The 25,578-nt window shown below is 45.5% G+C and carries 23 protein-coding genes; 11 read left to right on the top strand and 12 right to left on the bottom strand.

The window, feature by feature from the left end; translation table 11 throughout:
- Positions 1-166 precede the first annotated feature (166 nt).
- From AABW11_RS14485 to AABW11_RS14475, 3 genes are all read left to right on the top strand, one after another.
- The gene (locus tag AABW11_RS14485) at positions 167-550 is read left to right on the top strand and encodes a cupin domain-containing protein (RefSeq protein ID WP_340105840.1); all 384 of its coding nucleotides are present in this window, start codon (positions 167-169) and stop codon (positions 548-550) included.
- Positions 550-927 carry a hypothetical protein gene (locus AABW11_RS14480; protein WP_340105839.1) on the top strand — a complete coding sequence of 126 codons (378 nt, stop codon included), beginning with the start codon at positions 550-552 and terminating at the stop codon, positions 925-927. Before AABW11_RS14485 ends, AABW11_RS14480 begins: the two co-directional genes overlap by 1 nt.
- Positions 928-1,056: 129 nt before the next feature.
- Positions 1,057-1,704 (top strand): helix-turn-helix domain-containing protein, encoded by a 648-nt coding sequence (locus AABW11_RS14475; protein WP_340105838.1) that lies wholly within the window; start codon positions 1,057-1,059, stop codon positions 1,702-1,704.
- A 193-nt stretch (positions 1,705-1,897) separates the two neighbouring features.
- Here AABW11_RS14475 and dprA read toward each other — a convergent pair whose 3' ends face one another.
- From dprA to accD, 3 genes are all read right to left on the bottom strand, one after another.
- Positions 1,898-2,992, bottom strand: coding sequence for a DNA-processing protein DprA (dprA, locus tag AABW11_RS14470; RefSeq protein ID WP_340105837.1), 1,095 nt, complete (start codon positions 2,990-2,992; stop codon positions 1,898-1,900).
- A gap of 16 nt (positions 2,993-3,008) precedes the next feature.
- Entirely contained in the window at positions 3,009-4,007 is a 999-nt protein-coding gene (gene obgE, locus AABW11_RS14465; RefSeq protein ID WP_340105836.1) for a GTPase ObgE, read from the bottom strand.
- Between the two features lie 83 nt (positions 4,008-4,090).
- The gene (gene accD, locus AABW11_RS14460) at positions 4,091-4,942 is read right to left on the bottom strand and encodes an acetyl-CoA carboxylase, carboxyltransferase subunit beta (protein WP_340105835.1); all 852 of its coding nucleotides are present in this window, start codon (positions 4,940-4,942) and stop codon (positions 4,091-4,093) included.
- A 536-nt stretch (positions 4,943-5,478) separates the two neighbouring features.
- Here accD and AABW11_RS14455 point away from each other — a divergent pair.
- Positions 5,479-6,090, top strand: coding sequence for a hypothetical protein (locus AABW11_RS14455; protein WP_340105834.1), 612 nt, complete (start codon positions 5,479-5,481; stop codon positions 6,088-6,090).
- 684 nt (positions 6,091-6,774) lie between these two features.
- Here the strand turns inward: AABW11_RS14455 and tsaB are convergent.
- The 4 genes from tsaB to AABW11_RS14435 all read right to left on the bottom strand — a co-directional run bounded on the left by tsaB (position 6,775) and on the right by AABW11_RS14435 (position 12,077).
- Positions 6,775-7,479 (bottom strand): tRNA (adenosine(37)-N6)-threonylcarbamoyltransferase complex dimerization subunit type 1 TsaB, encoded by a 705-nt coding sequence (gene tsaB, locus AABW11_RS14450; RefSeq protein WP_340105833.1) that lies wholly within the window; start codon positions 7,477-7,479, stop codon positions 6,775-6,777.
- On the bottom strand, positions 7,452-9,470 hold the full coding sequence (locus tag AABW11_RS14445; RefSeq protein ID WP_340105832.1) for a DUF3857 domain-containing protein: 2,019 nt from the start codon (positions 9,468-9,470) through the stop codon (positions 7,452-7,454). The genes tsaB and AABW11_RS14445 overlap by 28 nt, the downstream gene beginning before the upstream one ends.
- A 21-nt stretch (positions 9,471-9,491) precedes the next feature.
- Positions 9,492-10,787, bottom strand: a complete 1,296-nt coding sequence (locus AABW11_RS14440; RefSeq protein ID WP_340105831.1) for a dihydroorotase — start codon at positions 10,785-10,787, stop codon at positions 9,492-9,494.
- Between the two features lie 615 nt (positions 10,788-11,402).
- On the bottom strand, positions 11,403-12,077 hold the full coding sequence (locus AABW11_RS14435; protein ID WP_340105830.1) for a GIN domain-containing protein: 675 nt from the start codon (positions 12,075-12,077) through the stop codon (positions 11,403-11,405).
- Positions 12,078-12,496: 419 nt separating this feature from the next.
- On the opposite strand from AABW11_RS14435, the gene AABW11_RS14430 reads away from it, so the two are divergent.
- Positions 12,497-13,096: a hypothetical protein gene (locus AABW11_RS14430; protein ID WP_340105829.1), complete on the top strand. Its 600-nt coding sequence runs from the start codon at positions 12,497-12,499 to the stop codon at positions 13,094-13,096.
- Between the two features lie 673 nt (positions 13,097-13,769).
- Here the strand turns inward: AABW11_RS14430 and AABW11_RS14425 are convergent.
- Positions 13,770-15,041: an acetyl-CoA hydrolase/transferase family protein gene (locus AABW11_RS14425; protein WP_340105828.1), complete on the bottom strand. Its 1,272-nt coding sequence runs from the start codon at positions 15,039-15,041 to the stop codon at positions 13,770-13,772.
- A 175-nt stretch (positions 15,042-15,216) separates the two neighbouring features.
- On the opposite strand from AABW11_RS14425, the gene AABW11_RS14420 reads away from it, so the two are divergent.
- On the top strand, positions 15,217-16,299 hold the full coding sequence (locus AABW11_RS14420; protein ID WP_340105827.1) for a transporter substrate-binding domain-containing protein: 1,083 nt from the start codon (positions 15,217-15,219) through the stop codon (positions 16,297-16,299).
- A gap of 468 nt (positions 16,300-16,767) precedes the next feature.
- On the opposite strand, the gene AABW11_RS14415 is transcribed toward AABW11_RS14420, so the two are convergent.
- The 3 genes from AABW11_RS14415 to AABW11_RS14405 all read right to left on the bottom strand — a co-directional run bounded on the left by AABW11_RS14415 (position 16,768) and on the right by AABW11_RS14405 (position 21,230).
- Positions 16,768-17,760 (bottom strand): DMT family transporter, encoded by a 993-nt coding sequence (locus AABW11_RS14415; RefSeq protein ID WP_340105826.1) that lies wholly within the window; start codon positions 17,758-17,760, stop codon positions 16,768-16,770.
- 136 nt (positions 17,761-17,896) lie between these two features.
- On the bottom strand, positions 17,897-18,934 hold the full coding sequence (locus AABW11_RS14410; RefSeq protein WP_340105825.1) for an LLM class flavin-dependent oxidoreductase: 1,038 nt from the start codon (positions 18,932-18,934) through the stop codon (positions 17,897-17,899).
- Positions 18,935-19,286: 352 nt separating this feature from the next.
- The gene (locus AABW11_RS14405; RefSeq protein ID WP_340105824.1) at positions 19,287-21,230 is read right to left on the bottom strand and encodes a peptidylprolyl isomerase; all 1,944 of its coding nucleotides are present in this window, start codon (positions 21,228-21,230) and stop codon (positions 19,287-19,289) included.
- A gap of 76 nt (positions 21,231-21,306) precedes the next feature.
- On the opposite strand from AABW11_RS14405, the gene AABW11_RS14400 reads away from it, so the two are divergent.
- Complete coding sequence (locus AABW11_RS14400; protein WP_340105823.1) at positions 21,307-21,966, top strand: LexA family protein; 660 nt, start codon at positions 21,307-21,309, stop codon at positions 21,964-21,966.
- Positions 21,967-22,031: 65 nt separating this feature from the next.
- On the opposite strand, the gene AABW11_RS14395 is transcribed toward AABW11_RS14400, so the two are convergent.
- A complete protein-coding gene (locus AABW11_RS14395; protein ID WP_340105822.1) occupies positions 22,032-22,253 on the bottom strand; it encodes a hypothetical protein in 222 nt (73 codons plus the stop codon).
- A gap of 125 nt (positions 22,254-22,378) precedes the next feature.
- On the opposite strand from AABW11_RS14395, the gene rplU reads away from it, so the two are divergent.
- From rplU to AABW11_RS14375, 4 genes are all read left to right on the top strand, one after another.
- Positions 22,379-22,687, top strand: a complete 309-nt coding sequence (gene rplU, locus AABW11_RS14390) for a 50S ribosomal protein L21 (protein WP_340105821.1) — start codon at positions 22,379-22,381, stop codon at positions 22,685-22,687.
- A gap of 15 nt (positions 22,688-22,702) precedes the next feature.
- Complete coding sequence (rpmA, locus tag AABW11_RS14385) at positions 22,703-22,957, top strand: 50S ribosomal protein L27 (protein WP_340105820.1); 255 nt, start codon at positions 22,703-22,705, stop codon at positions 22,955-22,957.
- A gap of 70 nt (positions 22,958-23,027) precedes the next feature.
- The gene (locus AABW11_RS14380) at positions 23,028-23,684 is read left to right on the top strand and encodes a fumarylacetoacetate hydrolase family protein (RefSeq protein WP_340105819.1); all 657 of its coding nucleotides are present in this window, start codon (positions 23,028-23,030) and stop codon (positions 23,682-23,684) included.
- Positions 23,671-25,575: a M23 family metallopeptidase gene (locus AABW11_RS14375; RefSeq protein WP_340105818.1), complete on the top strand. Its 1,905-nt coding sequence runs from the start codon at positions 23,671-23,673 to the stop codon at positions 25,573-25,575. Before AABW11_RS14380 ends, AABW11_RS14375 begins: the two co-directional genes overlap by 14 nt.
- The last annotated feature ends 3 nt before the right edge of the window (positions 25,576-25,578 follow it).

Below are 25,578 nucleotides of genomic sequence, written 5' to 3'. Positions count from 1 at the left end.
CAACTTTTGTTCCGGATCAAATATGGTCTTCAAATCTGTAATTTATACAACAATAAAAAAAACGATTGTAACGCGACTGAAGTAGATTTTTTAAATATTAAAATTGCTTCAAGCAAATAATCGAATCTGCTTTGAGTACATGAATAAAAGCTTTTAAGCCTGAAAAATGAAACCAGTAAAGAAAAAAGTGTACGCATCAGAAACAAGCTCAATAGAGTTTGAGAAATCAAAAGCTTTAATTGTTGTCGAAATAATTGAATATGCTTCTGATTCGGTTGTCATCAAAACAATCATTAAGAAAACAACCGGGAACATAAGCGCCATTTCCTTTGATGCAGGTGAGAAATTTGAGGAGAAAACATCTCCATTCGACACATTTATACAGATCATTGACGGAAAAGCCGAGATCATTATTGATGGTATCAGCAAACTACTGGATACCGGTCAATCGATTATTATCCCGGCACATGCTCCTAATTCCATTAAAGCAAATTCCCGTTTTAAAATGATTTCAACAGTTATTAAAAGTGGATATGAAGAGGTAAGCTAATGAAAATTGAAAATACGAGTAACAATCACCAAAAGGCACTGACCGAATTGGAAAAAATTGATCCTGCTGTTTGTCGTCAGGCTATGTCAAACTTCGACAAATACATAAACGGACTTCGAAAATCTTTCCTGCTTCAAACTCTTTCTTCCCATTTAAGTAACGCAGAAGCCAACTACAGGAACAGAGATCTGTACGGTGAAGAAAAGGAACTTGAAATTATATGGAACGTGTTAAGGGCCGGTAGATTTTCAGATTCAGATCTCAAGAAGAACAATCTGGTTGATTACTCTACGGGAACGTTTCTCACGATACAAAAATTAAGAAAAAGGCTAAAATATTATGGTTGGAAGGAAAGAAAACCTGAGTTAATTACGTAAATTATCACGTTGAAAATGGTAAGAAATAGATTGACAGCGACACATAGCCTGCCAATATCTTCGGGTTACGACATATCCTTATATTCCAATTAGTATCCTGGCTATGTGTAAGTAATCAAAAATATAAAAATGAGTATATCAAATATCACAAATAGCAGTGATGAAAAAATTGCAAGCACTAGGCTATACGTAAAATACATGGTAAGCCTGCGATGCAAGATCATCGCTAAATCGGAACTTGATGCCCTGGAGCTCAAGTATTCGCTTTCACCTCACGGAGCGATAGAATTTGATGAAGAGATAACAGAAGGCCAGTATGACCAGCTAAAAAAGAACTTGATGAGTTCCGGCCTGGTTTTACTTAGTGAGAGTAATAGTATGCTGATTGATAAAATCATCACTACTATTGTCGAAATTATTCATTATTCAGATTCATTACCAAAACTGAATTTTAGAGATTTAATCAGCTCGCAAACCCTTTCCAGTGATGAGTCTATCCTTAAAATATTTTCTGATGTTAAGGGAATGTCTATACTTCAGTTTATTATTATCCAAAAAATAGAACGTGCCAAAGAATTGATGCTTTATGAAGACCATTCGCTATCTGAAATAGCCGATATACTCAATTACAAAAACAAGGACTATCTTCTGGCACAGTTTAAAAAAGTGACTGGCCTATCTCCCTCCTATTTCAAGCGTTTAAGAAAAGAGCGCTTAAAAATTTCCGAAAACCGTTTAAAAGCATCCCAATCCAATACTGCACAGGCAAGCTCTTAATTCAGACATCCTTCTCATTACAGCGATCTAAGTAAACTATCCCGAGGCAGAACCCATAATGTTATGACTTAGAACCGATATTTTTTCTAATCGATAAGCTGTATGATCTTTGCTCTTAAAAGAGTATTTATTAGAGACTATCGATTACATGTTTACGAAATTCTAAATCTTGTTTAAACGACAGAACAAAAATCTATGTCAGCTCAAAATATTTCCCTGCTTTTTGCTTGATGAGGCCTTTCATTTCAAGTTCAAGCAGGATGGCTGACAGTTTAAATGGTTCGGTTTCCATTTTATCCGCAAGATGATCGATATGCAGTGATTTTTCGCTTAACGACTTACAGAGTTCCACCTCCCTCTCAGAAAGGTCTTCGGCCGTTTCCCATTTTTTTGAGGTTACCACCGTTTCTGCTGCGGTGCCTGCTCCATTTTCGGTTTGAACAGAAAGCTCCTCGAGCAGATCGTCCATCGTTTGAACAAGTTTCCCTTGGCCGGTCCGGATCAAATAGTTGCACCCCTCGCCTTTCAGATAGCCCAGCGGGTGCGGCACCACAAACACTTCCCGGTTCTGATCGAGCGCCAGCCGGGCCGTAATCATGCTTCCGCCTTTGACTCCGCTTTCTACCACCAGCGTACCATAGCTCATACCGCTCACAATACGGTTCCGCTCCGGAAAATTGACTGCGTCTGGCTTTGTGCCGGGAGGATATTCCGTTACGACAGCTCCACCCTTTTCAATAATCTCGGCTGCCAGCCTAATATTCCGGTTCGGATAAATTCGGTCGATGCCGGAGCCCAAAACCGCAACGGTTGACCCGCCTGATTTAACGGCTGTTTTATGGGCGGTAGAATCAACTCCGTAAGCAAGTCCGCTATTGACCTGCAACCCCGCTTTGCAAATGTCATGGCTCCAATTCTCGGCCTGATACATCCCGTAGCGGCCCGGATTCCTTGTTCCAACAACAGCTATGCCAGGCTTGGAGAGAGCGGCCGGATCGCCTTTAACCCAAAGAATAATGGGCGGATCAAAGGTCTGTTTCAGCATCATCGGGTACGCGGGATCGGAAAGAGACAACAACTGAGCGCCGGACTTTTCCGTCTTTTCAAGGATCTTATCGACTTTCTTCCAGTCGTCAAATTGCGTGAGGCTGACGGCGCGTTCCTTGCCAATACCATGTATTTTCAGCAGGTCGTTTACGTTAAGGCTGAAAAGATCTTCGGCATGATCCACACCGGTCTTCTTCAAAACAACACGAGCTGTTCTGACGCCAAAATTCGGAACCTGCATGAGTCCGATCAGTGCCCTATGTTGGTTCGTGATCTCCAATGTCCTGAAGTTTCTCCCAGATCTTCTCTTTTAGCTGATCTATATTATGTCCCGTCGCCGCCGATATCTCCACGATATCAACTACATCATCTATCTCAACCGGCTCGTCCAGTTCAAATCCCTCTTTAAGGTCAAGTTTTGTGATGGCCAGGATACGCGGTTTATCAAGCAGATCTTCCCGATATTCTTTTAGTTCATGCAGAAGTGCCCGATACTGACCTTCTATATCCTCATCACAACCCACCAAAAACAGAAGAAGGTTATTCCGCTCGATGTGTCTCAAAAACTGAATTCCAAGCCCTTTTCCTTCGTGGGCGTCCTCAATAATTCCGGGGATATCCGCCATCACAAAACTGCGGTAGTCGCTAAATGTGACCACGCCAAGATTGGGTTCGAGCGTCGTAAACGGGTAGGCTCCCACTTTTGGCCGGGCTTCAGACAGTGCCGACAGTAATGTGCTTTTACCCGCATTAGGAAAACCAACCAGGCCCACATCAGCAATCAGTTTCAGTTCCAGTTCAATTGCACGCTCTTCTCCCTCGCGTCCTTCCTGGGCATGTTGCGGTGTCTGATTAGTTGCGGTTTTGAAATGCCAGTTTCCAAGTCCGCCCTGACCGCCTTTGGCTACGACCAGTTTCTCCTCGTGTTCTGTAATTTCACCCAGACGTTCTTTGGTATCTGCGTCATAAACAACCGTTCCCAGCGGTACCTTAAGCGTTTCATTTTTGCCATTACGTCCTGTCTTTCGTGACGTGTGGCCATCCTTGCCGTGTTCCGCTTTCACATATTTTCTGTAGCGCAGGTCAAGGAGTGTATTCAGCTGCTCATTGCCAATCAAAATGACATCGCCTCCTTTACCGCCATCGCCACCGTCTGGCCCGCCTCTCGGCACATATTTCTCTCGGCGAAAGTGCACCATGCCGCTGCCGCCGTTTCCAGCCGTTACATAAATTTTCGCGTAGTCAGCAAATCTCATCTTAATCCAAATTCTAAATAATTAACTGCGCTCTTATGAATACAGCTTCCGATCAACACAGGTAAAATTATTGTGGCAGAACTCTATTTTTTGGGCTTTTTAAGCACCATTCGAAGCAGCCGGGACACTTTACTTTTCATTTTGCGGCGGGGCACAATAAAGTCCAGGAACCCGTGTTCCAGCAGGTATTCTGATGTTTGAAATCCTTCCGGAAGATCCTGGCCGATGGTCTGGCGAATCACGCGCGGACCGGCAAATCCAATCAGTGCCCCGGGTTCGGCAATATTAAAATCGCCCAGCATGGCAAAACTCGCGGTAACGCCGCCCGTGGTGGGATTTGTCATGATGGAAACGTACGGAACACCGGCTTTTTCGAGCTGTGCAAGCTTGGCCGATGTTTTTGCCATCTGCATCAAACTGAGCACGCTCTCCATCATACGGGCACCGCCCGATTGAGAAATAATCAGCAGCGGCCGTTTTTCTTCACGTGCTGTGTCGATGGCCAGCGCAAGCCGTTCACCAACTACTGAGCCCATGCTTCCGCCGATAAATGCAAAATCCATACAGGCGATAACCACGTCCAGCTTGTCCATTTTGCCTTTGCCCACACGGCACGCGTCCGATAGACCGGTTTTTTCCTGGGTCGCTTTGAGGCGGTCTTTATATTTTTTGCGGTCTTCAAAATTCAGCGGATCGGCAGGCAGAATATCATCACCAATTTCATCAAATTCACCGTCATCAAACAAAAACGAAAAGTACTGTTTACTGCCGATCTTAAAATGATAGTTGCTGAGCGGATCTACCCAAAGATTATCTTCAAGTTCCCGGCGGTGAATTGTCTCGCCGGTAGTGGGCACTTTCACCCACACGCCTTCAGGCATATCTTTCTTTTTGTCGGTCTGAATATTTGAATCTTTGCGTTTAAACCAGGCCATTCTTTTTCATTTGATTAATGATAACGGCTTAAAATAATGATTCTGCCATCAAGCTAAAACGTTATCGCATTTATTTTGGGTTTTCTTCACCGGATGAGCGGACCTCCATCGGATGAATTCGCTTCATCCGATGAATCGTTCGGCCGAGTCGTCATACAAAGGTAGACCTTCCGTAAATCTTCGAGGCATTAATAAAATAGGTCGGGCGGGGTGCTGACCACCGGCAGATCTATCACGGAGGCTCGAGGCCTACACACTCATCCGATGACGGGAAGTCAGCGGATGAGGACCTTCATCGGATGAATTCGCTTCATCCGATGAATCGTTCGGCCGAGTGGTCATACAAAGGTAGACCTTCCGTAAATCTTCGAGGCATTAATAAAATAGGTCGGGCGGGGTGCTGACCACCGGCAGGCCTATCACGGAGGATCGAGGCCTAACCAACTCATCCGATGACGGGAAGTCAGCGGATGAGTGGATTTTAAAGTTGATTTTATACAGATGATTAAATATTGTCGACAAAAAAGGGGAGTATTATGAAATTTTATCCAGGAGAAATTTACCACGTTTACAATCGTGGCAACATTCATCAAAAAATATTCTTTGAAAGAAGAAATTATCCATTCTTTCTGCGTAAGATGGAAAAACACTTAACTCCATACTGTAATTTTCTGGCTTGGTGTCTAATACCAAACCACTTTCATTGGCTAATTCAAATTAAAAAAAGAGAGAAACTTGACTCATATACTTTGTCAGAAGATGGATCTTTGGATGATTTAAATAAAAACATTGGCATATTGCTTAGGTCGTACACACGAGCGATAAATGTAGCCTACAAAAACAAAGGGTCACTTTTTCAGCAAGGCACAAATTCAAAAAATGTAAATACTGGACTCACTGTTCACGAGAATTATGCTTTGATTTCTTTTCTATATATCCATCAAAATCCCGTAAAGGCAAAATTGTCAATGAGCTTTGAGGGGTGGGATTTTTCTTCGTATCGTGATTTCATGGGCTTGAACTGTAATAGCAAGATTTGTAACAAGAAGCTTGCTATAAATTTACTTGATTTGCCCAGATCAAGTTCTGTTTTTGAAGAATTTTCCAAACAGACTCTTCCTGAAGGTTATCAAGACTATATTTTTTGACTAATCTTCATCGGATGAATTCGCTTCATCCTTCATCCGATGAATCGTTCAGGCAAGGAGTCATCCACAGGGAGAGCGTCCGTAAATCTTCCAAAGGCTTTAATAGGTCGGGCAGAGAGTTGACCATCGGCAGGCCTACCACAGAGACTCGGGTCCTAACCAACTCATCCGATGACAGGAAGTCAGCGGATGAGGACCTATCCGCCAATCGATTACAAACCATTGCATTGCGTAGGGACCTGCAAGAGTGGCAAACGATAGAGAGCCTCCTGGCAGAGTCCACGTAAAATAGTGTCAAATCGTTGAATTGTTGAATTGGAAAATACTAAGGACCTGCAAGACCGCGATCCGTCGGCTGACGGAGAGCTGCTGGCAGAGTCCGGATGGGTAGTCTGACTGAGCATTTCCACGCCTTCTGCGGATTTCTGTCAGCGTCGGGGCAAGGCTCCGTACAAACATGGCATGTCTGTTCAATCCAAACACAACTACCTATCCACCAATCGATTACAAGCCATAGCATTGTGCAATTCGGGATAGACATGCAATGTTTTAATCTAAGCGTGTAATCAAATTCCACCATCAACGCTGTCAGATCCGGTGGGTGCTCACAGGTTGATCAGTCCAGACATAAAAAAGATCCCCTACCGTTGCTGACAGCTTTCCCCTCGGGTCAGGCGACCCGAGCTACGTAGTTCCACTATTATTCAACTGCGCCAGCTCAAGATAATCCGGCTCGAAAAGCTTGGGATCTTCTCTCTCAAAATGATGTTTTAAATCCTCATCTTGCCAGGCCGTAATGAGATTAGTGGCCGAAACCACTTCTGTTCCGTAAGTTTTAATTTTTGAGTCCTTCCCAAGCTCAAGTTCAAGCCTTTGCCATCCTGTTCCAACGATAACAGACTCGTCGGTGAGTTCTTCTTTGATGGCGGATAAATCCTTCACAGATGCATCACCCTCGCGTGTTAACTTTGAGCCATTCCAGCTAAAATGCTGGACGTAGAGATGCGTGCGTCTCGCATCAATAACGGAAAAAATATCGCGTGGTTTGCTGTCAAGATTGAGACCGGCAGCAAATGCAAAGAGCGTTGGGAACGTGTAAAGTGGCACATCTCTCCCATACAAGAATCCTTTAATGGCAGACGCGCCAATCCGTAATCCCGTGTACGAACCGGGACCGCGGCTGAAAAGAATCGCCTCCAGGTCGGCAACGCCTATACCTGCACGATCCAAAAGTTCGTCCGTAAACGTAAAGAGCCGCTCGGAGTGAACGCCCCTGCCTTCAATCCGTTTCTCCCATACTCCCCGCGCCGATGCCTTCAATGCAACAGAACAGACAGGCGTGGATGTTTCGATTGCCAATATCATAAGCTCTGTTTTTCGATTAGCCATGTTGCGTTGCTCAGCTCAACCCAGCGCTCATAAATTCGTCGAAGCTCCGGATAGAGATCTGCTGAGAATTCCTTTCGTGAAATATCAATCCTGAAGGAGTAATCCAGACGGTTACCGGCTATTTCATAGCGCTCGCTAAGCTCTGCGCCCGAGAGCTGAACAGATTGTCTGCCGGTACTTTCATCAACAGTAAAACCCTCGGGAATTTCAACACTATAGTTTATGACCAAATTCTCCGGGGCGTCAAGCGTGATGGGCACTCTGCGCTGTGTGGACTCAAACGGGTTTTGATACAGGTATCCAACAATCATCGGACGGAAATCAAGCCCATCGCTGAAACTGGAGGCGTACTCTTCGATCGCAAACTCAACATCAACCGCCACTTCCCTGCTATCCGAACTAACGCTTCTCACATTCGCAGAGTTAATAATTTCGCGGCCGTAAATATCCAAAAATGTCACCGCGGCAACTTCCTGTTCCGTTTTACCGGCGTCCAGCTCGCTGAGAATGCGTTGAGCCGGATATCCTTTTGTGAGGGCCGAAAGCGTACCGCTAAGATCTCCCCGGGTATTCAACTCTGCATCAATATTAATAGACAAGTCGAAGCGACTTTTTTCGGGGGTGATGTCAACCCACTCATGTGACGTTTCACGTAAAATAAATCCCTGTTCGTTGTATGATTCAATTGGGATCAGGTCAGGTTCACTAAATGGAAACGATGCGTCCATCGCCCAGTTCCTGCCGTCAATTCTGCTGTGGACCAGCATTCGGTTAAATTGGTAGGGTGATGGAAACGACCGGTTGATGCGGCCTGCATCGCGCCCTGAAATATAGAGTGGATATGATTCGATGCCGGCACCGCGAAGTAGTGCCAGCAGCGTCATATTAATCTCTGCCTGGTTTGCGGGCTTCCCGTCAAGCACATGACTCAAACTGTCATCAACAAATACTGCATTGAGCTTGTTATAGAGAACAGTTTCGTTTACATAGGAAAAAATCGAATCCTGGGCTGCCTGCTTGGTTTCGAAATAATCTGATATCTCATCACCTATCTCTTTCAGCCCATGCTGATCTTCAAGCAACTCTTCCGGGTCCGCATTTCGCCTGATTTGCGCCGCTACCAGTTCCCAACTGTTATCCAGCGGCTGCCGGGGAATACCAAACTCGCTGATCAAAAACCGAACCTTCCCGCGAAGATCATCTACCGACGAGACATAGGCTGACGGATCCACAGCAGGAATGTCCTCTGCATTCCACCGTTCAACTAAAATCGGTTCCGGGCGCTCATAGCTAAATACCATGGGCACGCTGCTTGTGTCAATCTCCTGGCGGCTGTAATTAATCTCGAAATCTGCGTCTTCAAGAACCGCATCATACCTTAGAAATCGTTCATTTTGCAGCGTCACAAACGCCTCCCGCGTTGGCACACGATGAGAAAGATAGAAATCCGGGAGCTCCTCAATATAGCGCCGGTTAACGGTGTATTTATATTCCAGAACCGCGCCCTGTTCCGTTTCCGGCATTTCAAATTCCATAATATTGTAGCGGCTGTTCAGCTGGGACGTGCTCACTGCATCACTCTGAAGTTTTACCTCACTCCCATCGGGCAGATGAGTGATCGCTTCAAGATTTTGAATTCTCTCCATGCTGTCGGCACTGTAGTATGGAATTGAGATGACCGATGCATCGGCAAGTTCCAGGCGATCATTCGTGTAGATTTTAATCCGTACAAGGTGATCAATAATTGCTCGAATGCCGTCTTCATCTTCGATAAAACGAATGGATGCACGCTTGGTGAGGTACTCAAATGGGTAGTCGTGCCCTGGGGCCATCGACAGCGCCTCAGGTGAAATGTTTCCGAAATCCGAGAACAGGTTTACAACATCAATCTGTGAATCAGAAATCTGCGCCTTTACACTTGCATTGATATTGATATTAATGCCGGCAAAGGTGATGACCCACAATAAAAGCACGCAGTTTTTCCTTTTCATACAGACATGTCAACTCCGGGATCAGCCGTCTATTGTGTTAACGACCAGTTTTCCGTTATTATAAATTGCAATCGCCCGTCCGGTTAGCTTGTCGTTCAGATACGGCGAATTCCTTGATTTAGACCGCACCCTTTTTGGCGAATAAACCCACGATTCGTCCGTGTTGAAAATGGTGAGATTCGCGCGTTCTCCTATCGCAACTTCCGGGACATCAAGAGTCAGAATCTCCCTCGGTTTGATGACAATCTTTTCCAAGATCTCTTCAAGAGACAGTTTTCGGGTTTGCAACAATCGTTTCACCGTGATGCTCCACGCCGTTTCGAGACCGATAATTCCATTTGGCGCATAAATGAACTCTACTTCCTTTTCTTCAACGGCGTGCGGAGCATGATCGGTGCAGATCACATCGATGGTACCATCGGCCAGGCCCTCGATCATCGCTTCCACATCGTCTGCAGTTCGAAGCGGCGGATGCATTTTTACATTTGTGTCAAATTTTCGTTTTTCAACCTCTTCGTCGGTCAGATCAAAATGGTGAGCACATACTTCGGTCGTTACGTTAATTCCATCCTTTTTCGCCTGGCGAACCAAATCTACCGCCTTTCGTGTGCTGATGTGGGCCACGTGAACATGTCCGCCCGTAAATCCGGCCAGCAGAATATCCCGTGCAATCATCGTTTCCTCGGCAATACCCGGCGTGCCATCGAGACCCAGGCGCGTGGACACTTCCCCCTCATTCATATGGCCCGGGCGCGATAGTTCAAGATCTTCCTCATGGTTGATGATGGGCATTCCCAGCATCGAGGAGTATTCGAGAGCCACCCGCATCACCTGGGAGTTGTAAACGGGGTCGCCGTCGTCACTAAACGCAACAGCTCCGCCTTTTTTCATATCGGCCATTTCGGCAATTGATTTACCGGCCCTGTCTTTGGTGACACAGCCAATCGGATGAACGCTCACCGCTTCACCTTCCGCTTTCTTGCGAATATATTCTACCACATCACGGGTGTGCGTGGCCGGTTTGGTGTTGGGCATACAGGCTACTTCCGTAAACCCGCCAAACGCCGCTGACCGGCATCCTGTTTCGATGGTCTCTTTGTGCTCAAATCCTGGCTCGCGAAAATGGACATGCATGTCCATCCAGCCGCCGCTGATGTAATTGCCGGCTGCATCAAACAGCTCTTCGCCATCGTTCTGCACAATAGCCTCAGAGATCTCAGATATTTTTCCGTCTTTGATTCGAATATCCAGCGAAGTTTTTCCATCATAGCCATTACCCACCGGCTTACCGTTTTTTATAAGAAGATCGTGATTCAACGTATGTCTGGTTTGATTGAATTTGCTTTCAGGTGCAAATATAGCCTGAAATCTGCTGAATTACGATTGGGATTTGGGGGTGGGTTTATTGGTTGATTCAGAAATTAGTGATTGGTGGATTTGTGGACCTGCAAGACCGCGAACGAAGAGAGCTGCTGGCAGAGTCCACTCGGTGCGTCAGACCTGTCAGCATTTCCGCGTTTTCTGCGGATTTCTGACAGCGTCGAGGTAAACCCTCGTTTCCAATGAAGGGGCCGTCTCAAGGCAACACTACATCTCAACGCTGACAGATCCGGTGGGTGCTGTCAGGTTGATAGATCCAGGCACAAAAAAATCCTTCACCGCTGTTGACTGCTTTCCACTCGGGTCAGGCGACACGAGCTACATAGACCTGCAAGACCAAGAACGAAGAAAGCTGCTGGCCGAGTCCGTTCCTAGAATTTGCCCCGAAACCAAACATGGCATGTCTATTTCTCACTTTTCAAGGTTCAGTATCAAAACCAGTTTAGAGATAGATCTGTGTACCAAGATTGAATAGACATGCCAAGTTTCAAGCCCTACCTTTATCCACTCCTCCGCTGATAGAAAATCAGTTGATGAGGAGAATTCAAAGTCTCAATCCTCAACCGTTCGGATCCGGCTGGAGCCGCTTGATTGGTTTGAAATTTCAACGGGATTGCCGTGAACGATTATTTCTGAAGATCCCGATGAGCGTGATTCCAGCTTACCTGATACATTTACCTCTGCTTTTGATGATCCGCTCGTGCGAATGACCGCCGATTCTGAAACCAGGTTTGGAGCATTAATCCTGGAACTGCCCGACATCCGAATCTCAACTTTATCCGCATATCCATTCGCTTCAATCGCCGTGCTACCGCTTCCCCGTATGGCAAACAACTCCTGGTCGATGTTTCGCAATACAATTCGGTTTGAGCCGGAAACTCTAACAGCATTCAGTCTTGTAGATAGGATTTCAATTTCAACTCTCGCTGTGGGATTCAGAGAGGTGTTATCTTTGGATGAGATCACGAGCCGGTTTCCATCAATGTAAGACTCTATATTTTCGAGGATGTTTGAATCTCCCTTAATTCGGATTGGCCCGTCTTCATCACCATAAACAACAGTGCTGCGCGATCCGGTGATCCTGAGTTCCGAAAAATGCCCCACATCCCGGGTTTCTGTAATAATGTTGCTATTACCCTGAATTGTTTGTTGAGCAAAGGACCCGGTATATATGCAGCCGGAAAGTGATATGAGAAAAGTCGTAAGCAGAAGCGTGATTCGTATCATAGATCTGTGTAATTTTATTGAAAGTGAGCTTTGGTTACGAACCTCAAAAACATTTGGTTACACTTTTCTTCTAACCTGAATTGGATTTCTAATGAGTAATATTTCATTACCGCAAGTCCCTTTCTTTTTCGTGGTGGGAATATATTCAGATAATGATGAGGCATTAGATCAGGGATCCGTTAATTTTCGTGACTACAGCTCCTAAGGCTACCACCCCTTGCAGGCTGCCCAAAAAAGGTTGTTCAATAAAGAACTTTACAATCAAATAGTCATACCGGACTCCGATCCCATTGGGAAAGTACGGGATGACACCCTTTTTGGACAGCCTCAACGCATCTATCCGAGTTTCAGAGTCGGACTCAGGTTATTAAGTTTTAACTTTATTGCAACCCTTTGAAATATTAACCATGCATAATAGAATGCAACACCCACTATCTTTAAAAACAGTGATCGGTTCTGATATTGAGCCCTACATTAATGGCCTGGCGCAACTTAGAATAGAGGTTTTCCGGGAGTTCCCTTATCTATACGATGGCTCGATTGAGTACGAAACATCGCACCTGAACACCTACCTTCAATCAGACCGATGCATCGCTGTGTTAGTTTTTGACAACGGCAATCTTGTGGGAGCATCAACCGGCTTGCCTATGGAAGATGAAAAAGAGGTATTTAAGCAGCCGTTTCTTGAGAAAGGCTATAATCTGGCAAATATTTTCTATTGTGGTGAATCTATCCTGAAAAAAGAGTATCGAGGCCGTGGTATTTACAGTCGGTTTTTTGAGGAGAGGGAATCACATGCAAAACACCTGGGCGGATTTCAGTGGATCTGCTTCTGCACTGTTGAGCGTCCGGCCGACCACCCGCTTCGACCTGATGAATATCAAACCCTGGATCCCATCTGGCAAAAATACGGCTACAACAAACATCCTGAACTCACTACAACTCACCGCTGGAAAGATATTGATAAAGAGTCGGAGTCTGATAAAACAATGGTATTTTGGATGAAGGAGATAGGGTAGTTTAGTGGATTGGTTTGTTGGTGGATTGGGTTATTGGTTGACTGGTTAATGAGACCTGTCAGCATTCCGGTGTTTTTCCGGTTTCTGACAGCGTCCGGGTATGATAAACATGGTATGTCTTTTCAAACCACTTTCAGAAATACAAGCTTTGATTTTCTTTCACCCCATATCCCGGCTCTGCGTGTGATAGACATACAATGTTTCATTTACTGGATGATAAAATCTACTCATTGCCGCTGCTAAATACTTTCCCTCTCGGGTCAGGCGACCCGAGTTGCGTAATGCGGCGTCGCTGACCCGCTCCTTCTGCGTCCCGAACGATACAATTCACTTTGAAGAAAACGGCTTTTGATTTACATCCAGATGAGAAATAAACACGTTGCCGCTGTTGACTGCTTTCCCTATCGGTTCAGGCGACCCGAGCTACATAGACCTGCAAGACCAAGAACGAAGAGAGCAGCTGGCAGAGTTCGCTTGTGGCATAAGACCTGAGCATTTCCGCGTTTTCTGCGGATTTCTGTCAGCGTCGAGTTAAATCCCGTTCCCAATGCAGGGTCCGTCTCAGATCGTCTACATCTCAACGCTGCCAGATCCACTGGGTGCTGTCAGGTTGAATGAACCAAGCTTTGAGCAAACTCACTCATCTGATAACAGGAAGTCGTCGGATGAGGGATCACATCTCATTAAACCGTTCGCGGGCTGCTTTTTCGAGTTCTTCGCGATGATCGGGGTGGGCAATTTCAATGAGGGATTGGGCCCGGCGGCGCATGCTCTGCCCGTAGAGGTTCGCCACGCCGTATTCAGTAACGATGTAGTGGACATGAGCACGGGTTGTGACCACGCCTGCTCCCTGTTTTAGAAATGGAACAATCTTAGACTCTCCCTTCCCTGTGGTCGACTTTAAAGTGATAATCGGTTTTCCCCCTTCAGACAGTGACGCCCCCCGAATAAAATCCATCTGTCCGCCCACTCCCGAATATTGATAAGTTCCGATAGAATCAGCGCATACCTGGCCGGTCAGATCGATCTCGATAGCGCTATTAATAGCCGTCACTTTCGGGTTCCGCTTGATTACAGATGTATCGTTCACATAGGTACAATCAAGCATCTGAATCAGGGGGTTGTCATCCATATAATCATAGAGTTTTCGCGTTCCCATCGCGAATGATCCCACCACCTTTCCGGGGTGTATCTGTTTCTTAGAATTATTGACCACGCCCGAATCAATCAGCGGAATTAAACCGTCGGAAAACATCTCAGAATGAATACCAAGGTTTTTATGATCGCTAAGAGATGAGAGAACCGCATCCGGTATATTGCCAATACCCATTTGAAGCGTTGCACCATTTTCTATCAGCCCGGCACAGTGCCGTCCGATTTTGAGCTCCACATCCGACAAATCGGCCGGATGATGCTCCGGGATCGGATCGGTTACCTCCACTCCGTAATCGATTTCACTCAAATGAATCAATCCGTCGCCGTGTGTTCTTGGCATATTTGGATTGATTTGAGCAATCACCGTATCGGCATTGAGTATGGCAGCACGAGTTGCATCAACAGATATACCAAGCGAACAAAAACCGTGCTTATCCGGTGGGCTTACCTGGATCATTGCGACATTCAGATTTACAATCCCGCGATTAAAAAGATGGGGAACTTCGCTCAAAAACACCGGTATGTAATCAGCCTGTCCTTTTTTAATTGCGGAACGAACATTCTGAGCCGCAAAAAAAACATGTGTACTGAAACTCTCTTTGTACTCAGGTTTTGTATAGGGTGCCTCGCCCTCAGTATGAAGGTGAAAAATCTGAACTTTTCTCAGCTCCGTGTGACGTTCCGTTAGTGCCTTTATGAGCTGCTGGGGTGCAGCAGCCGCTGTGTGTATAAAAATATGTTGTCTTGATTGAATATAACTTAAGGCTTCCCGGGCTGATACAATTTTCATCGATCTGTAGATTAGTTTTATCTTTTTAAGGATCTATCTGAGCACACAAGATTTCTATATTCTTACTCCTTTTAAGGTATAATATTTCTGTGTAGTTCATATTAAGTTGTATAAATTTAATCTCATTTTTTTACTTTGGTTCGTGCCAATTCAGTGTTCATTAATCCATCATTACATGCAAATTTTATCCTTCCTGGTCCCACTTTTTCTCATCCTGACCTCTGGTTTCTTTCACTCCACTTCTGCCTCGGTTATCCAGGATAAAGATGAACGTAAAACTATTGGCATACGGGTGGCCCCGCCATTTGTAATCCAGGAGGAAAATACCGACTACAACGGTCTGACCATTGCGCTTTGGGAACACATCGCGGAGCAAACCGGTGTAGACTACAGCTTTGAAGAACGCAGTATTCAGGGGCTGATCGATGGCGTTGAAAATGGTGAGCTCTATGCATCAGCTGCCGCGCTTACCATCACATCAGACCGCGAAGAAATTGTGGATTTTACCCACCCGTTTTACGTGACAGGTCTTGGTATTGCGGTTTCGTACCAGCCGGCCGGGTTCTGGCAATCTCTGATAGCGATGTTTTCACTCGATTTCTTCTGGATACTTTCTCTTTTACTTCTGCTCCTTTTGTTTTGGGGGTTCCTGGTCTGGATTTTTGAGCGAAAAGAAAATAGTGATGAGTTTGGCGGAACTGCAGCTGAGGGTGTTGGCAGCGGGTTATGGTGGGCGGCCGTTACGATGACTACTGTAGGTTACGGCGACAAATCACCCCGGACACTCGGCGGGCGCATTGTAGGATTTATTTGGATGTTCACCGCTATCATTGTGATCTCATTTTTTACGGCATCCATCGCGTCAAGCCTCACCGTTACCCAGCTCGACAGCAGAATTGACGGTCCTGAAGACTTGCCATTTGTGAGAGTGGGCGCTCTCGAGCAATCCGCCACTCAAACCTACCTGCAGGAAGAGCGAATCGGATCAACAACTTATGCAAGTATTTCTGAAGGATTACGGGCAGTTCAAGAGAATGAAATTGACGTATTTGTTCACGATGCCCCAATTCTTCAGTACTACACGCAAATCGGGTTTCGGAACCGCGTTCGTATTTTACCAGGTACCTTCAACGATCAATATTATGGAATTGCGCTGCCGCTAAACAGCGAATATCGCAATGAAATGAATCAGATCATTCTGGACTATATTGCAAGTGATGAGTGGAATGACCTTGTAAATAGATACCTGGGAGAGTAGAGATTTGAGTTTAGGGAACTATGAACAAAAACCTGCAAGAGTGCGAACGTCAGAGAGCTCCTGGCAGAGTCTGCGCTTCGTGGAATTGGTGAATTCAATAATTTGACAATTGACTGGGTAATATGGCAAATTAGCGGGATTAGATTGATTTGCCCTAATTTAATATTGTTCTCCAGGAAAGTTTGTGGGCGGCAAGCTTTATGAACAATCGTCTAAACCATGTTCAATTTATTCCCAAGAACAGGTCCTTGTATTTGCAGATCCTTTGATAACATTCCTCGGGACTCTGCACCACCAACTGCTATGGCTTGATCTGTAAAAGCAACATATTATATCCTATTGAACGAAATAGATGTCTGATGTTACCTACTGAATGACCCAATTGGCTTAATAAGACAGCATGAAAAGCTCTACACAAGTTTATATAGTGTATCTAAAAACTTTCCTGAAGAATATTACAGGTCTCCTTCACTCATGCTTTCCACTTCCAACCACTGATAGCTCATCCTCATCGGGAGTGGTTACCTTTTTTTGCTTGACGGCATCAAGTATCTGAACAAAAATAGCACCGGCGATGATGAGCAGACCGGCGATGATTTCGTAGAGAGATGGATTTTCGCCTATCGAGAGCCATGCAATCAGCATAGCAGCCAGTGGAACGAGGTTACCGTAAATTACTACACGCGTCGGGCCGATGGATCGAAGCGCTCTCACTTTAATCCATTGCCCCATTCCTACACCAATGACGCCACCGGCCAAAATGGCAAACCATGTCCAGAAACCGAAGGTCAGCCATGATTCCCCCAGCAGCGACGGTGTGGCAATCAACAGGTAAAGGGAGCCGCCAATAGCTGTACGCATCGCTACCATACTTATGGATCCATACTTTCGTGCCAGCGGTTTAATCAGATGAAGTTCAACTACTGTCAGAATTAGTGCGATCAATAGCATTAAATCACCAACCCAGTAACCGTCGCCGTTTTGCAAACCATCCAGGGCCATTATTAACGTACCTCCTGCAGCAAGAATAATACCTACATACCCATACCTCCCAATTGACTCGGTTTTTAAAAGGGCACCGCACCCTGTACTTATGACCGGGCCGAGCGCTAGCCAAATTGACGCCCGAGATCCATGCGTGAGACCCAGCCCCTCAATTCCCAGCCAGGGAGCAAGTGTGGCTCCAAAGAGGGATACAATCAGAAGCCTAGCCCAGTCTTTTTTCTCAATAAGGGGGAAAAACCTGAATGGTTTCTCTTCCCGTTTCGCGTCGAAGTAGCACTGCATGTAAAGAAGTAAAAGCATCGCGATGCCACCAATGGCAAACCGTGACACGCTGAATGATATTGGCAGCATTTCATTCAGAGCAACTTCAGCCAGGATGAAGTTCGCCCCCCAGAAAATGGTAAACAGAAGAAGTAAGCTATGATGAGAAAATGCGTCTGTTCTCGAGTCACGCATAAATGATGGTATAATTTCCTGTAGAATTATCTAAAGCAACTGCACTGCAGCTGAAACATACCATTTCTGACGCGCATCGTTCATAGCAATCCGTACATTTTCAAATTTTTACGGAATACTCGTAAAGTTGACTTAACTACACTTCTACCGCAAATTTCTCTTTTCGAATAACCGGAGCAACTTCCGTTGCGAAGAGCTCAATAGATTTCAGCAGCTTTTTATGCGATATGCTCCCCACACTCATCTGAAGCATAAACCGATCATGCCCGAAGATTTCATGCTGATGCAGTATTTTGTCAATCACCTGTTGAGGGCTTCCAACAACGTTAGCACCTCGAAGTGATGTGGAGGCGTCAAACTGCTCGCGGGTCATAGGTGACCATCCGCGTTCGCGGCCAATTTTATCCATGGTCACCTTAAATGCGGGAAATGCAATATCTGAGGCCTCTTTTGACGACTCAGCAATGAAGCCGTGAGAATTTATACTAAGCGGTTGCCGATCATTTCCGGCTTCATCTGCTCCTCGTTTGTGCAGATCAGCAAACGGTTTGAATTGCGCCGGTTCACCTCCAATAATTGCCAGCGCCATTGGTATTCCCAGCGCTCCGGCCCTGTAAGCCGACTGAGGTGTTCCGCCAACGGCAATCCAAACCGGCAGTTTGTCTTGAAATGGCCGCGGATATACGCCTCGGTTAGAAATAGAGGGGCGATGCTGCCCCTTCCAGTTGACCACCTCATGTTCACGAAGGTTCAGAATCAGGTCAAGATGTTCGGCAAACAGTTCGTCATAATCCTCAAGATCTTTGCCAAATAACGGAAATGACTCAGTAAAAGACCCGCGCCCGACCATGATTTCTGCACGCCCCTTCGACAGAAGATCAAGCGTAGAGTACTGCTGGAACACTCTTACGGGATCTTCAGACCCAAGCACGGTTACCGCGCTCGACAGTCGAATATTTTCTGTGCGTTCTGCTGCCGCAGCCAGGATAACCGCAGGAGACGATGATATATATTCTGAGCGGTGATGCTCGCCAATTCCAACCACATCAAGCCCGGCCTGGTCCGCAAGCTCGATCTCTTCCATTAAATTTCTGAGCCGTTCAGCGGGATGCAGCGTCTTTCCTGTTTCTGCGTCCGGTGTATTCTCAACAAACGTGTAAATTCCTAAATTCATAGTTCCGACTGTTTAATTGTTTAACATTAAACATAATGCTTTTTACGCATAAAATCATTCCGGTTATGTTGGTTACGTGATCAACGTTTGTTTTGCACACCTCCCGACTTTTACATATAGTGATCTCTCCTGAAGCTCTACTATAAATCTGCGAATCTATTTATGTGTCATGCTACACGTGATGCGGCATCTCCAATCCGTGCGCCAACGAAATGCATCAAGAGTTCCCGGTGATTATATTTGCAATGACTGTGGATCGCGGATATTGGTCCGCGAAGACGTTTATAAAAACTCGCTACGATCAATAACCCATTTAAAATACCACACACCCAAATAAAATTAAGAATGGGTTTTAGTTAATAATGATTGATGCGTTTGTGACCAGGTCTCCCACCTGAATTCTATCGACAACGTCCATGCCGCGCACAACTTCACCAAACAGCGTATAGTTGGCATCGAGATGCGGGGCCCACTGGTGCATCACAAAATACTGACTCCCTTCCGTATCCATTCCCGAACTGGCGATCCCTACAGCTCCGCGCTCAAATGATTTCAGTGACGGCTCCGTTGGAATTCTATATCCCGGGCCGCCAAATCCATCGCCCCGTCCTACATCACCTCCCTGAATAACGAAATTATGTACCACTCTGTGGAATGCTACATTATCATAATCACCTGCTCTTGTCAAACTGTCAACCGACGATACGGTAAACGGCGCTGATAAAGGATCAAGCCGTATAACGATCTCCCCTTTTTCTGTTTGCAGATGCCAGTACGGACGTGTTCCCATCGCATGCAGGCGGCTCCAATCGGGCATTCTGAAAGCCGGGTCCGCCGGTTCTTTAAACTCCTCAAACCGGTCTGGAAACCGTGTTTCAAGAGCCTCGCCAAACGCAATTATATTCACCCGGTTATCTGCCGTAACAGACTCTTCATACCTCGTCAGCAGCCAGTCAAAATCATCGTCCCTCACCAATGCTTCATCTGTCAATAATGTAGCCAAACCGGATACAACACTTCTGTTTCCTGCTTCGGCAGCTTCTTGCACCATCAACCGCACCTGTCCGGTTTGCGACTCATCTTCCAACTCAATCCAATAGGTCGTAAGAGCCTGCACTGCAAGAAGTCCGCGAATGCCACCCTCTTCCAAATAATCCTCAAACCTGGTTAAAAATGCTTCTTCTGAATCAGTTTGCCGGTAGATACCCAATATGCGATTCGTCAGATAGGGATTTTGATCTTCGATAAATGCCAATTTTCTATGTATTGGGTTGATGTCTTTGCCATTCGCCAATACGAGTTCAGCGGCCGTCACAAAAATGACTGGATTTCGCGTACGCTGAACATGATGACTATAAATATACTCAAGTAGCGGATCACTCAAAGGTTCCTTCGTTTTAAGCCGCTCGAGCATCTCCGTCACAACGGTAGGATTATAGTGAGACAACAGATCCGATATGACGGCTTGATAGGGTTCGGACTCTATCGCCGTCATGTCCATCGCCCGGATAAACTCAATAATAAGCTGCTGATCGCGGATAGATTTAAGGGTTAACATCTCGTTAAGAAAAAGATCCGCACCTTCTGTCCCCAAAATACCGATCATATATTGATCTGTCGCCGGCTCAGTCCCTAATCCCAGCGTAAGCCAGTTTCCCCTTAATTTCTTCCAGAGATCGTCTCCCTGAGCTGGCCGGTTCAGCGGATTTCGGTAAAATCCATACAGCAAATTCCGGCGTACAATGGACTGCTCAGCATCAAACGCTGCGGTAATGACCTGATTAATCATATTGTCCGGATACTCTTCCCGGGTCAGAATTCGCCCGGCTGCCGCTGAACAAAGATAATTTCCCTGAAGCTCAGGCAGCAGACTCAGAATAAGGTCAAGTTCAGCTTCTGCCCCCTGGCGCTTAAACACTTCACATGCGTATTGAAAATCAGTTGGCTTTTCGGAAAAAATCTCCCTGACACGCTGCAATCCGTCTTCTGAAAGTGTGTGATTGCTGATCGCAAGCCAGGTTGCATGCTCATTGCGCCGGATGATGGTGTCTATGAGCGAATCTGGGTTCTCAACCTCGGATTTGGCCAGGGCCCGCCAGCTCAAACTCCTCACTTCAGATTCTTTGTGATTCGAAAATCTAAGTAGCGCATCGCTATCGCGTTCAACAATTGCATCAGCAACTTCCGGAAACTCATGCAGAAAGACATCATTGGTATACACGAGCGGTTCATCGCCGCAGGATATAATTACAAAAATAGAACCTACCAAAAGAAGAAAAGAAAGACGTGATGTCATAAAGTTAGTCCAGGCGTTGTATTTATTGATTCTTATTCGTTTATTGCACATATATCATACATAAACCAATGAATCCATGGATCACGCACAATTAACCCGCAAGCAGAAAGAATTTTTCGACTACATCACAGATTATAAAAATGAGCACGATGTATGGCCCACCTACCGTGAAATATCTGATGAATTTAACTATAAATCTCCCAACAGCGTAACTCAAAACATCCAGGCCCTGCTGAAAAAGGGATATCTTGTAAAAGGTGAGGATGACGAATATGATATTCATCCTGAATTTGGAGAGCTGATCGGTGAGAAAAAAGGTAGCGGCATTCCGGTTCGCGGCTTAATTGCCGCCGGGTATCTGCAGGAAGCTGTTGAGTCCGACCTGGGTGAAATCACACTTGAAACTCTCTTTCCAAATATCGACAGCCTGTTTGCTCTTCGGGTATCGGGCATGAGCATGAAGAATGCAGGAATTTATGATGGTGACTTTGTTCTGCTTATGGACAGCGACGTGAAAGACGGAGATATTGGCGCTGTTCTATATAATGGCGAGACCAGCCTGAAACGTATCTACCACGGTAAAGACGGCCTTCGGCTTGAGCCGGCAAATGAAGAGTATAATGACATCATTGTCACTCCAGATGTATTTGAAGAAGTTCGTATCATCGGAAAATACATCGGGCACGTTAACAAAACCGGGATTCACAGGGCGGTTCCTGCACGGCTGGCCAGTTAAATTCATTACGGATAAACTGTCCGGCATGGTATGGTTTACAAGCCGGACTTCAGACTTACCTTCGGTCAGATAGGTTTTACTTTATCTGATGGATCCTGAGTGTCAGCTGGATCAGGAGATTCATTAGCCGACTTATCATCTTTAGTCTGCAATTTACCATTAGCTCCTTTTCGCGCCTCATAAAGCTGAGAATCTTTGATCCATGCACGGCCGCCATCATGCTGAAACTTCTTTGAATTTTTAAATTTAAAAGCTTGTCTGTGAAGGTCTGGCAGTTCTTTACTCATTATTCTAATGATTACACTGTTTAAAATTTGCAACCAACAAAAAGGTTGTTTAACTGTTTTTGAATTAATTTAAAAAACGCTATCTTTCTCGTCTATCAAAAAATGCAATATAAAGGATTTTAGTTATGTACGCTATTGTAAAAATCGGTGGCCATCAATATAAGGTCGAGGAAGATCAGACGATCTTTGTTAACAGGCTTGCAACCGATGATGAAAGCATCACTCTTGAAGATGTTCTTCTCATTAAAGACTCCGAAGGGAATGTAAAAATTGGAGCACCTACAGTTGAAGGGTCTTCTGTTACAGCAACTGTTGTCGAAAATCTTAAAAGTGATAAAGTTATCGTTTTCAAAAAGAAACGACGAAAAGGCTATCGAGTGAAGAACGGTCACCGTCAGCATATCACTCAGCTAAAAATTGAGAAAATTTCATAAAACCGGAGAACACCCATGGCACATAAGAAAGGACAAGGTTCTACAAGAAACGGACGAGATTCAGAATCGAAACGACTTGGCGTTAAGAAATATGGCGGCGAAGTTGTGAGAGCCGGTAACATTATCGTGCGTCAGCGCGGTACAAAATTTCATCCCGGCATTAATGTTGGACGCGGCGGAGACGATACTCTCTTTGCGCTCGCTGATGGAAAAGTTAATTTCCGAAGAAAAGGTAACGGCAGAAAATTTGTATCCGTTGAACCGGCATAACACCCGATTCCTTATTTAACAATTTAAAAAAGCTGCGCTTCTGAGTGCGGCTTTTTTTATGTTTACCATTATGGATTTTAAAATACCCGATTTCCCGAATTTATCCTACGGCTCCGTCTACTGTATCGGACGAAACTACGCCGATCATATCAAAGAGATGAAAAGCGTTCAGACGACCAACCCTGTCGTTTTTTTAAAACCCCGGAGCAGTATTGTTCACTCCGGCGGTTCGGTACATATTCCGCCACAATCAACAGATGTTCATCACGAGGCTGAGCTGGTGTTACTGGTTGGTAAAACAACAAAAAATTGCTCACCTGAAGCTGCCCTTTCATCGATTCACGCGTTTGGAATTGGAATCGATTTTACGGCAAGAGACCTGCAAAGTGAAGCCAAAAAAGATGGGCGTCCCTGGACGCTTTCCAAGGGATTCGACACATTTGCCCCTGTTGGGAATCTGGTTCCATTGTCAAAAATTACTGATTTAAATAACCTGATGATTTCACTTCGGGTAAATGGTGAGACCCGCCAGAAAGACAACACCTCCCTGATGATTTTTAAGCCGGGTGATATTATCTCCTACTTATCCCACCAGTTTACACTTACGCCTGGCGATTTGATTTTTACAGGTACTCCAAAAGGGGTATCTCCCGTTAATGCGGGTGACAGCGTCATTGCTGTTCTTGGAGATAACCTTTCAACAGTAAAGATTGATGTTACATCGTAAGCTGATCATTTTTTTCCTGGCTTTCATCGGCCTTCACTTTGGCAGTGCAACCAAGCTCTACACACAAGATCTTTCTTTTTTAAGTGATTCCGTGTCGTACGCCTGGCCAACAGATGCAAGCAAGTATCTATCATCTACGTTTGCCGAAACTCGATCGGCGCACCTTCACTCCGGACTCGATATTCGCACCTGGGGCCGCGAAGGCTACGAAGTTTACGCAACACGCGATGCAGAACTGTATAGAATCGGCATCGGCCCCAGCGGCTATGGAAAAGTTCTTTACCTGAAACATCCCGATGAATCATATTCGGTTTATGCTCACCTTCAGCGATTTCATCCGAACTTACAAGCTTATGCTGATTCCATTCGTCTCAAAGACTTCAGCTTTGAAATGGATCATTTTGTACCCCAAAAGAAATTTACGTTCAAAAAGGGAGAGTTGATCGGATACTCTGGCTCAACCGGCGTAGGGCCGCCTCACCTTCATTTTGAATTGAGAACACCTGACTTCGAACCATTCAACCCGCTTCTTACAAATTTATCAATTGATGATGACATCCCTCCTGTTATCAATTCTATAGCCGTTGAATCACTGCATCCCGAAACACTGCAGTTTTCTGACTACGAGATTGCCCAGCCTATTGGTGAAAATGGAACCGTCCTTAATTTCGGAACGCTTCGCACCGATTCGCCTGTAGGTATATCAATCAATGTTCACGACAGGGCCAACCGCACGCCCAACTACTATGCTGTTTACGAACTCATGATGGTGGCCGATGGAGATACGCTGTTTCATTCGCAGGCTAATAATTTCGATTTTACCGAAGCCTCCATGATGTTTCTGGATCGTTCATACCCAATCCTGGCAGAGACCCGGCGTGGCTATCAGCGGCTTTATAATGTAAACGGAAATCAGCTACCTATCTACAAACAATTGAGCAACAGGGGTTTATTAGGATTAAGTCCCGGCGAGCAGAATGTGACGATAACGGCTATCGATTATTATGGTAACAGGCGAACGGCTACATTTACTTTAATCAGTGAGGGGAACGGGTCGCGCGAACAGGTTACAAGCGTTCCGGCTTATCCGCTGCGAGATTCAAATGGCAGGTCTTCAGTACCCAATTCCTCGCCGGCACATGCACGAGTGGCACCCACCTATAAAATTCTGGACAATAATCCTGTATCCCGGGGGCCGTCACCATCACCCCGGGATTATGCCTATATATTTTCCGATACTGACTACTCCCCTGTAACCATATCAACTATTGATCCGGGTAAAAAAAATGTTTTACACAGCTCCGGTTACAACTCATGGGTTACCATTCCCTCAAAAAGCCTTTACGATACTCTCTCTATCAGCATGGAATACGGAAGCAGTGAAAATCTGCCCAGTATACGGTTTCAGCCAAACCGGCTGCCGGTGAACGAAACGATGCAGTTTACCATGCTTCTACCTGATGAAATCGCTGATGATCCGTCGATCGGCCTTTATTCGTATGATGAGTACAGGAACCGGTACACCTATCTGAATTCAACGGTTAAACACGGTGTTTTGAAGGCGGAGTTAAATGAATTTGCCGAGCTTCGCATCAGGCGAGACCGAACGGCTCCATGGGTTGGAAAAGCTAAGATTACGGCGGACCCAACCGGCATCTACGTTGTGCATGTACCAGCTGTGGATCGCGATTCAGGAATAGACTATCAACGCTCCACTATTGAAGTAAACGGCACTAAAGGAATCATCGAGTATGATAAAGACAAAGACCTTTTGATTTTTTATAACCCAAAATTCAGTTTTAACAACGGTGAGAACCGTGTAGATGTGAGTATTTACGACCGAACCGGCAATCAATCGGACCGGTCGTACAACCTCACATTAACGCGTTAAAGA

The organism is Rhodohalobacter sp. 8-1, from assembly GCF_038150125.1.
Classification (GTDB): Bacteria; Bacteroidota; Rhodothermia; order Balneolales; family Balneolaceae; genus SW132.
Note: the sequence above shows the minus strand (reverse complement) of the source record. Positions and strands in the feature narration are given on the sequence as shown.

What these genes read in the sequence shown, in the direction of transcription:
- AABW11_RS14410 (WP_340105825.1), bottom strand. Translation starts at nt 18,934, where the DNA reads ATGAATTTAGGAATTTACACGTTTGTTGAGAATACACCGGACGCAGAA.
- AABW11_RS14375 (WP_340105818.1), top strand. Translation starts at nt 23,671, where the DNA reads ATGTTACATCGTAAGCTGATCATTTTTTTCCTGGCTTTCATCGGCCTT.
- accD (WP_340105835.1), bottom strand. Translation starts at nt 4,942, where the DNA reads ATGGCCTGGTTTAAACGCAAAGATTCAAATATTCAGACCGACAAAAAG.
- AABW11_RS14405 (WP_340105824.1), bottom strand. Translation starts at nt 21,230, where the DNA reads ATGACATCACGTCTTTCTTTTCTTCTTTTGGTAGGTTCTATTTTTGTA.
- AABW11_RS14480 (WP_340105839.1), top strand. Translation starts at nt 550, where the DNA reads ATGAAAATTGAAAATACGAGTAACAATCACCAAAAGGCACTGACCGAA.
- AABW11_RS14455 (WP_340105834.1), top strand. Translation starts at nt 5,479, where the DNA reads ATGAAATTTTATCCAGGAGAAATTTACCACGTTTACAATCGTGGCAAC.
- AABW11_RS14445 (WP_340105832.1), bottom strand. Translation starts at nt 9,470, where the DNA reads ATGAAAAGGAAAAACTGCGTGCTTTTATTGTGGGTCATCACCTTTGCC.
- AABW11_RS14400 (WP_340105823.1), top strand. Translation starts at nt 21,307, where the DNA reads ATGGATCACGCACAATTAACCCGCAAGCAGAAAGAATTTTTCGACTAC.
- AABW11_RS14425 (WP_340105828.1), bottom strand. Translation starts at nt 15,041, where the DNA reads ATGAAAATTGTATCAGCCCGGGAAGCCTTAAGTTATATTCAATCAAGA.
- dprA (WP_340105837.1), bottom strand. Translation starts at nt 2,992, where the DNA reads ATGCAGGTTCCGAATTTTGGCGTCAGAACAGCTCGTGTTGTTTTGAAG.
- rplU (WP_340105821.1), top strand. Translation starts at nt 22,379, where the DNA reads ATGTACGCTATTGTAAAAATCGGTGGCCATCAATATAAGGTCGAGGAA.
- rpmA (WP_340105820.1), top strand. Translation starts at nt 22,703, where the DNA reads ATGGCACATAAGAAAGGACAAGGTTCTACAAGAAACGGACGAGATTCA.
- AABW11_RS14485 (WP_340105840.1), top strand. Translation starts at nt 167, where the DNA reads ATGAAACCAGTAAAGAAAAAAGTGTACGCATCAGAAACAAGCTCAATA.
- AABW11_RS14395 (WP_340105822.1), bottom strand. Translation starts at nt 22,253, where the DNA reads ATGAGTAAAGAACTGCCAGACCTTCACAGACAAGCTTTTAAATTTAAA.
- AABW11_RS14475 (WP_340105838.1), top strand. Translation starts at nt 1,057, where the DNA reads ATGAGTATATCAAATATCACAAATAGCAGTGATGAAAAAATTGCAAGC.
- tsaB (WP_340105833.1), bottom strand. Translation starts at nt 7,479, where the DNA reads ATGGCTAATCGAAAAACAGAGCTTATGATATTGGCAATCGAAACATCC.
- AABW11_RS14430 (WP_340105829.1), top strand. Translation starts at nt 12,497, where the DNA reads ATGCAACACCCACTATCTTTAAAAACAGTGATCGGTTCTGATATTGAG.
- AABW11_RS14380 (WP_340105819.1), top strand. Translation starts at nt 23,028, where the DNA reads ATGGATTTTAAAATACCCGATTTCCCGAATTTATCCTACGGCTCCGTC.
- AABW11_RS14415 (WP_340105826.1), bottom strand. Translation starts at nt 17,760, where the DNA reads ATGCGTGACTCGAGAACAGACGCATTTTCTCATCATAGCTTACTTCTT.
- AABW11_RS14420 (WP_340105827.1), top strand. Translation starts at nt 15,217, where the DNA reads ATGCAAATTTTATCCTTCCTGGTCCCACTTTTTCTCATCCTGACCTCT.
- obgE (WP_340105836.1), bottom strand. Translation starts at nt 4,007, where the DNA reads ATGAGATTTGCTGACTACGCGAAAATTTATGTAACGGCTGGAAACGGC.
- AABW11_RS14435 (WP_340105830.1), bottom strand. Translation starts at nt 12,077, where the DNA reads ATGATACGAATCACGCTTCTGCTTACGACTTTTCTCATATCACTTTCC.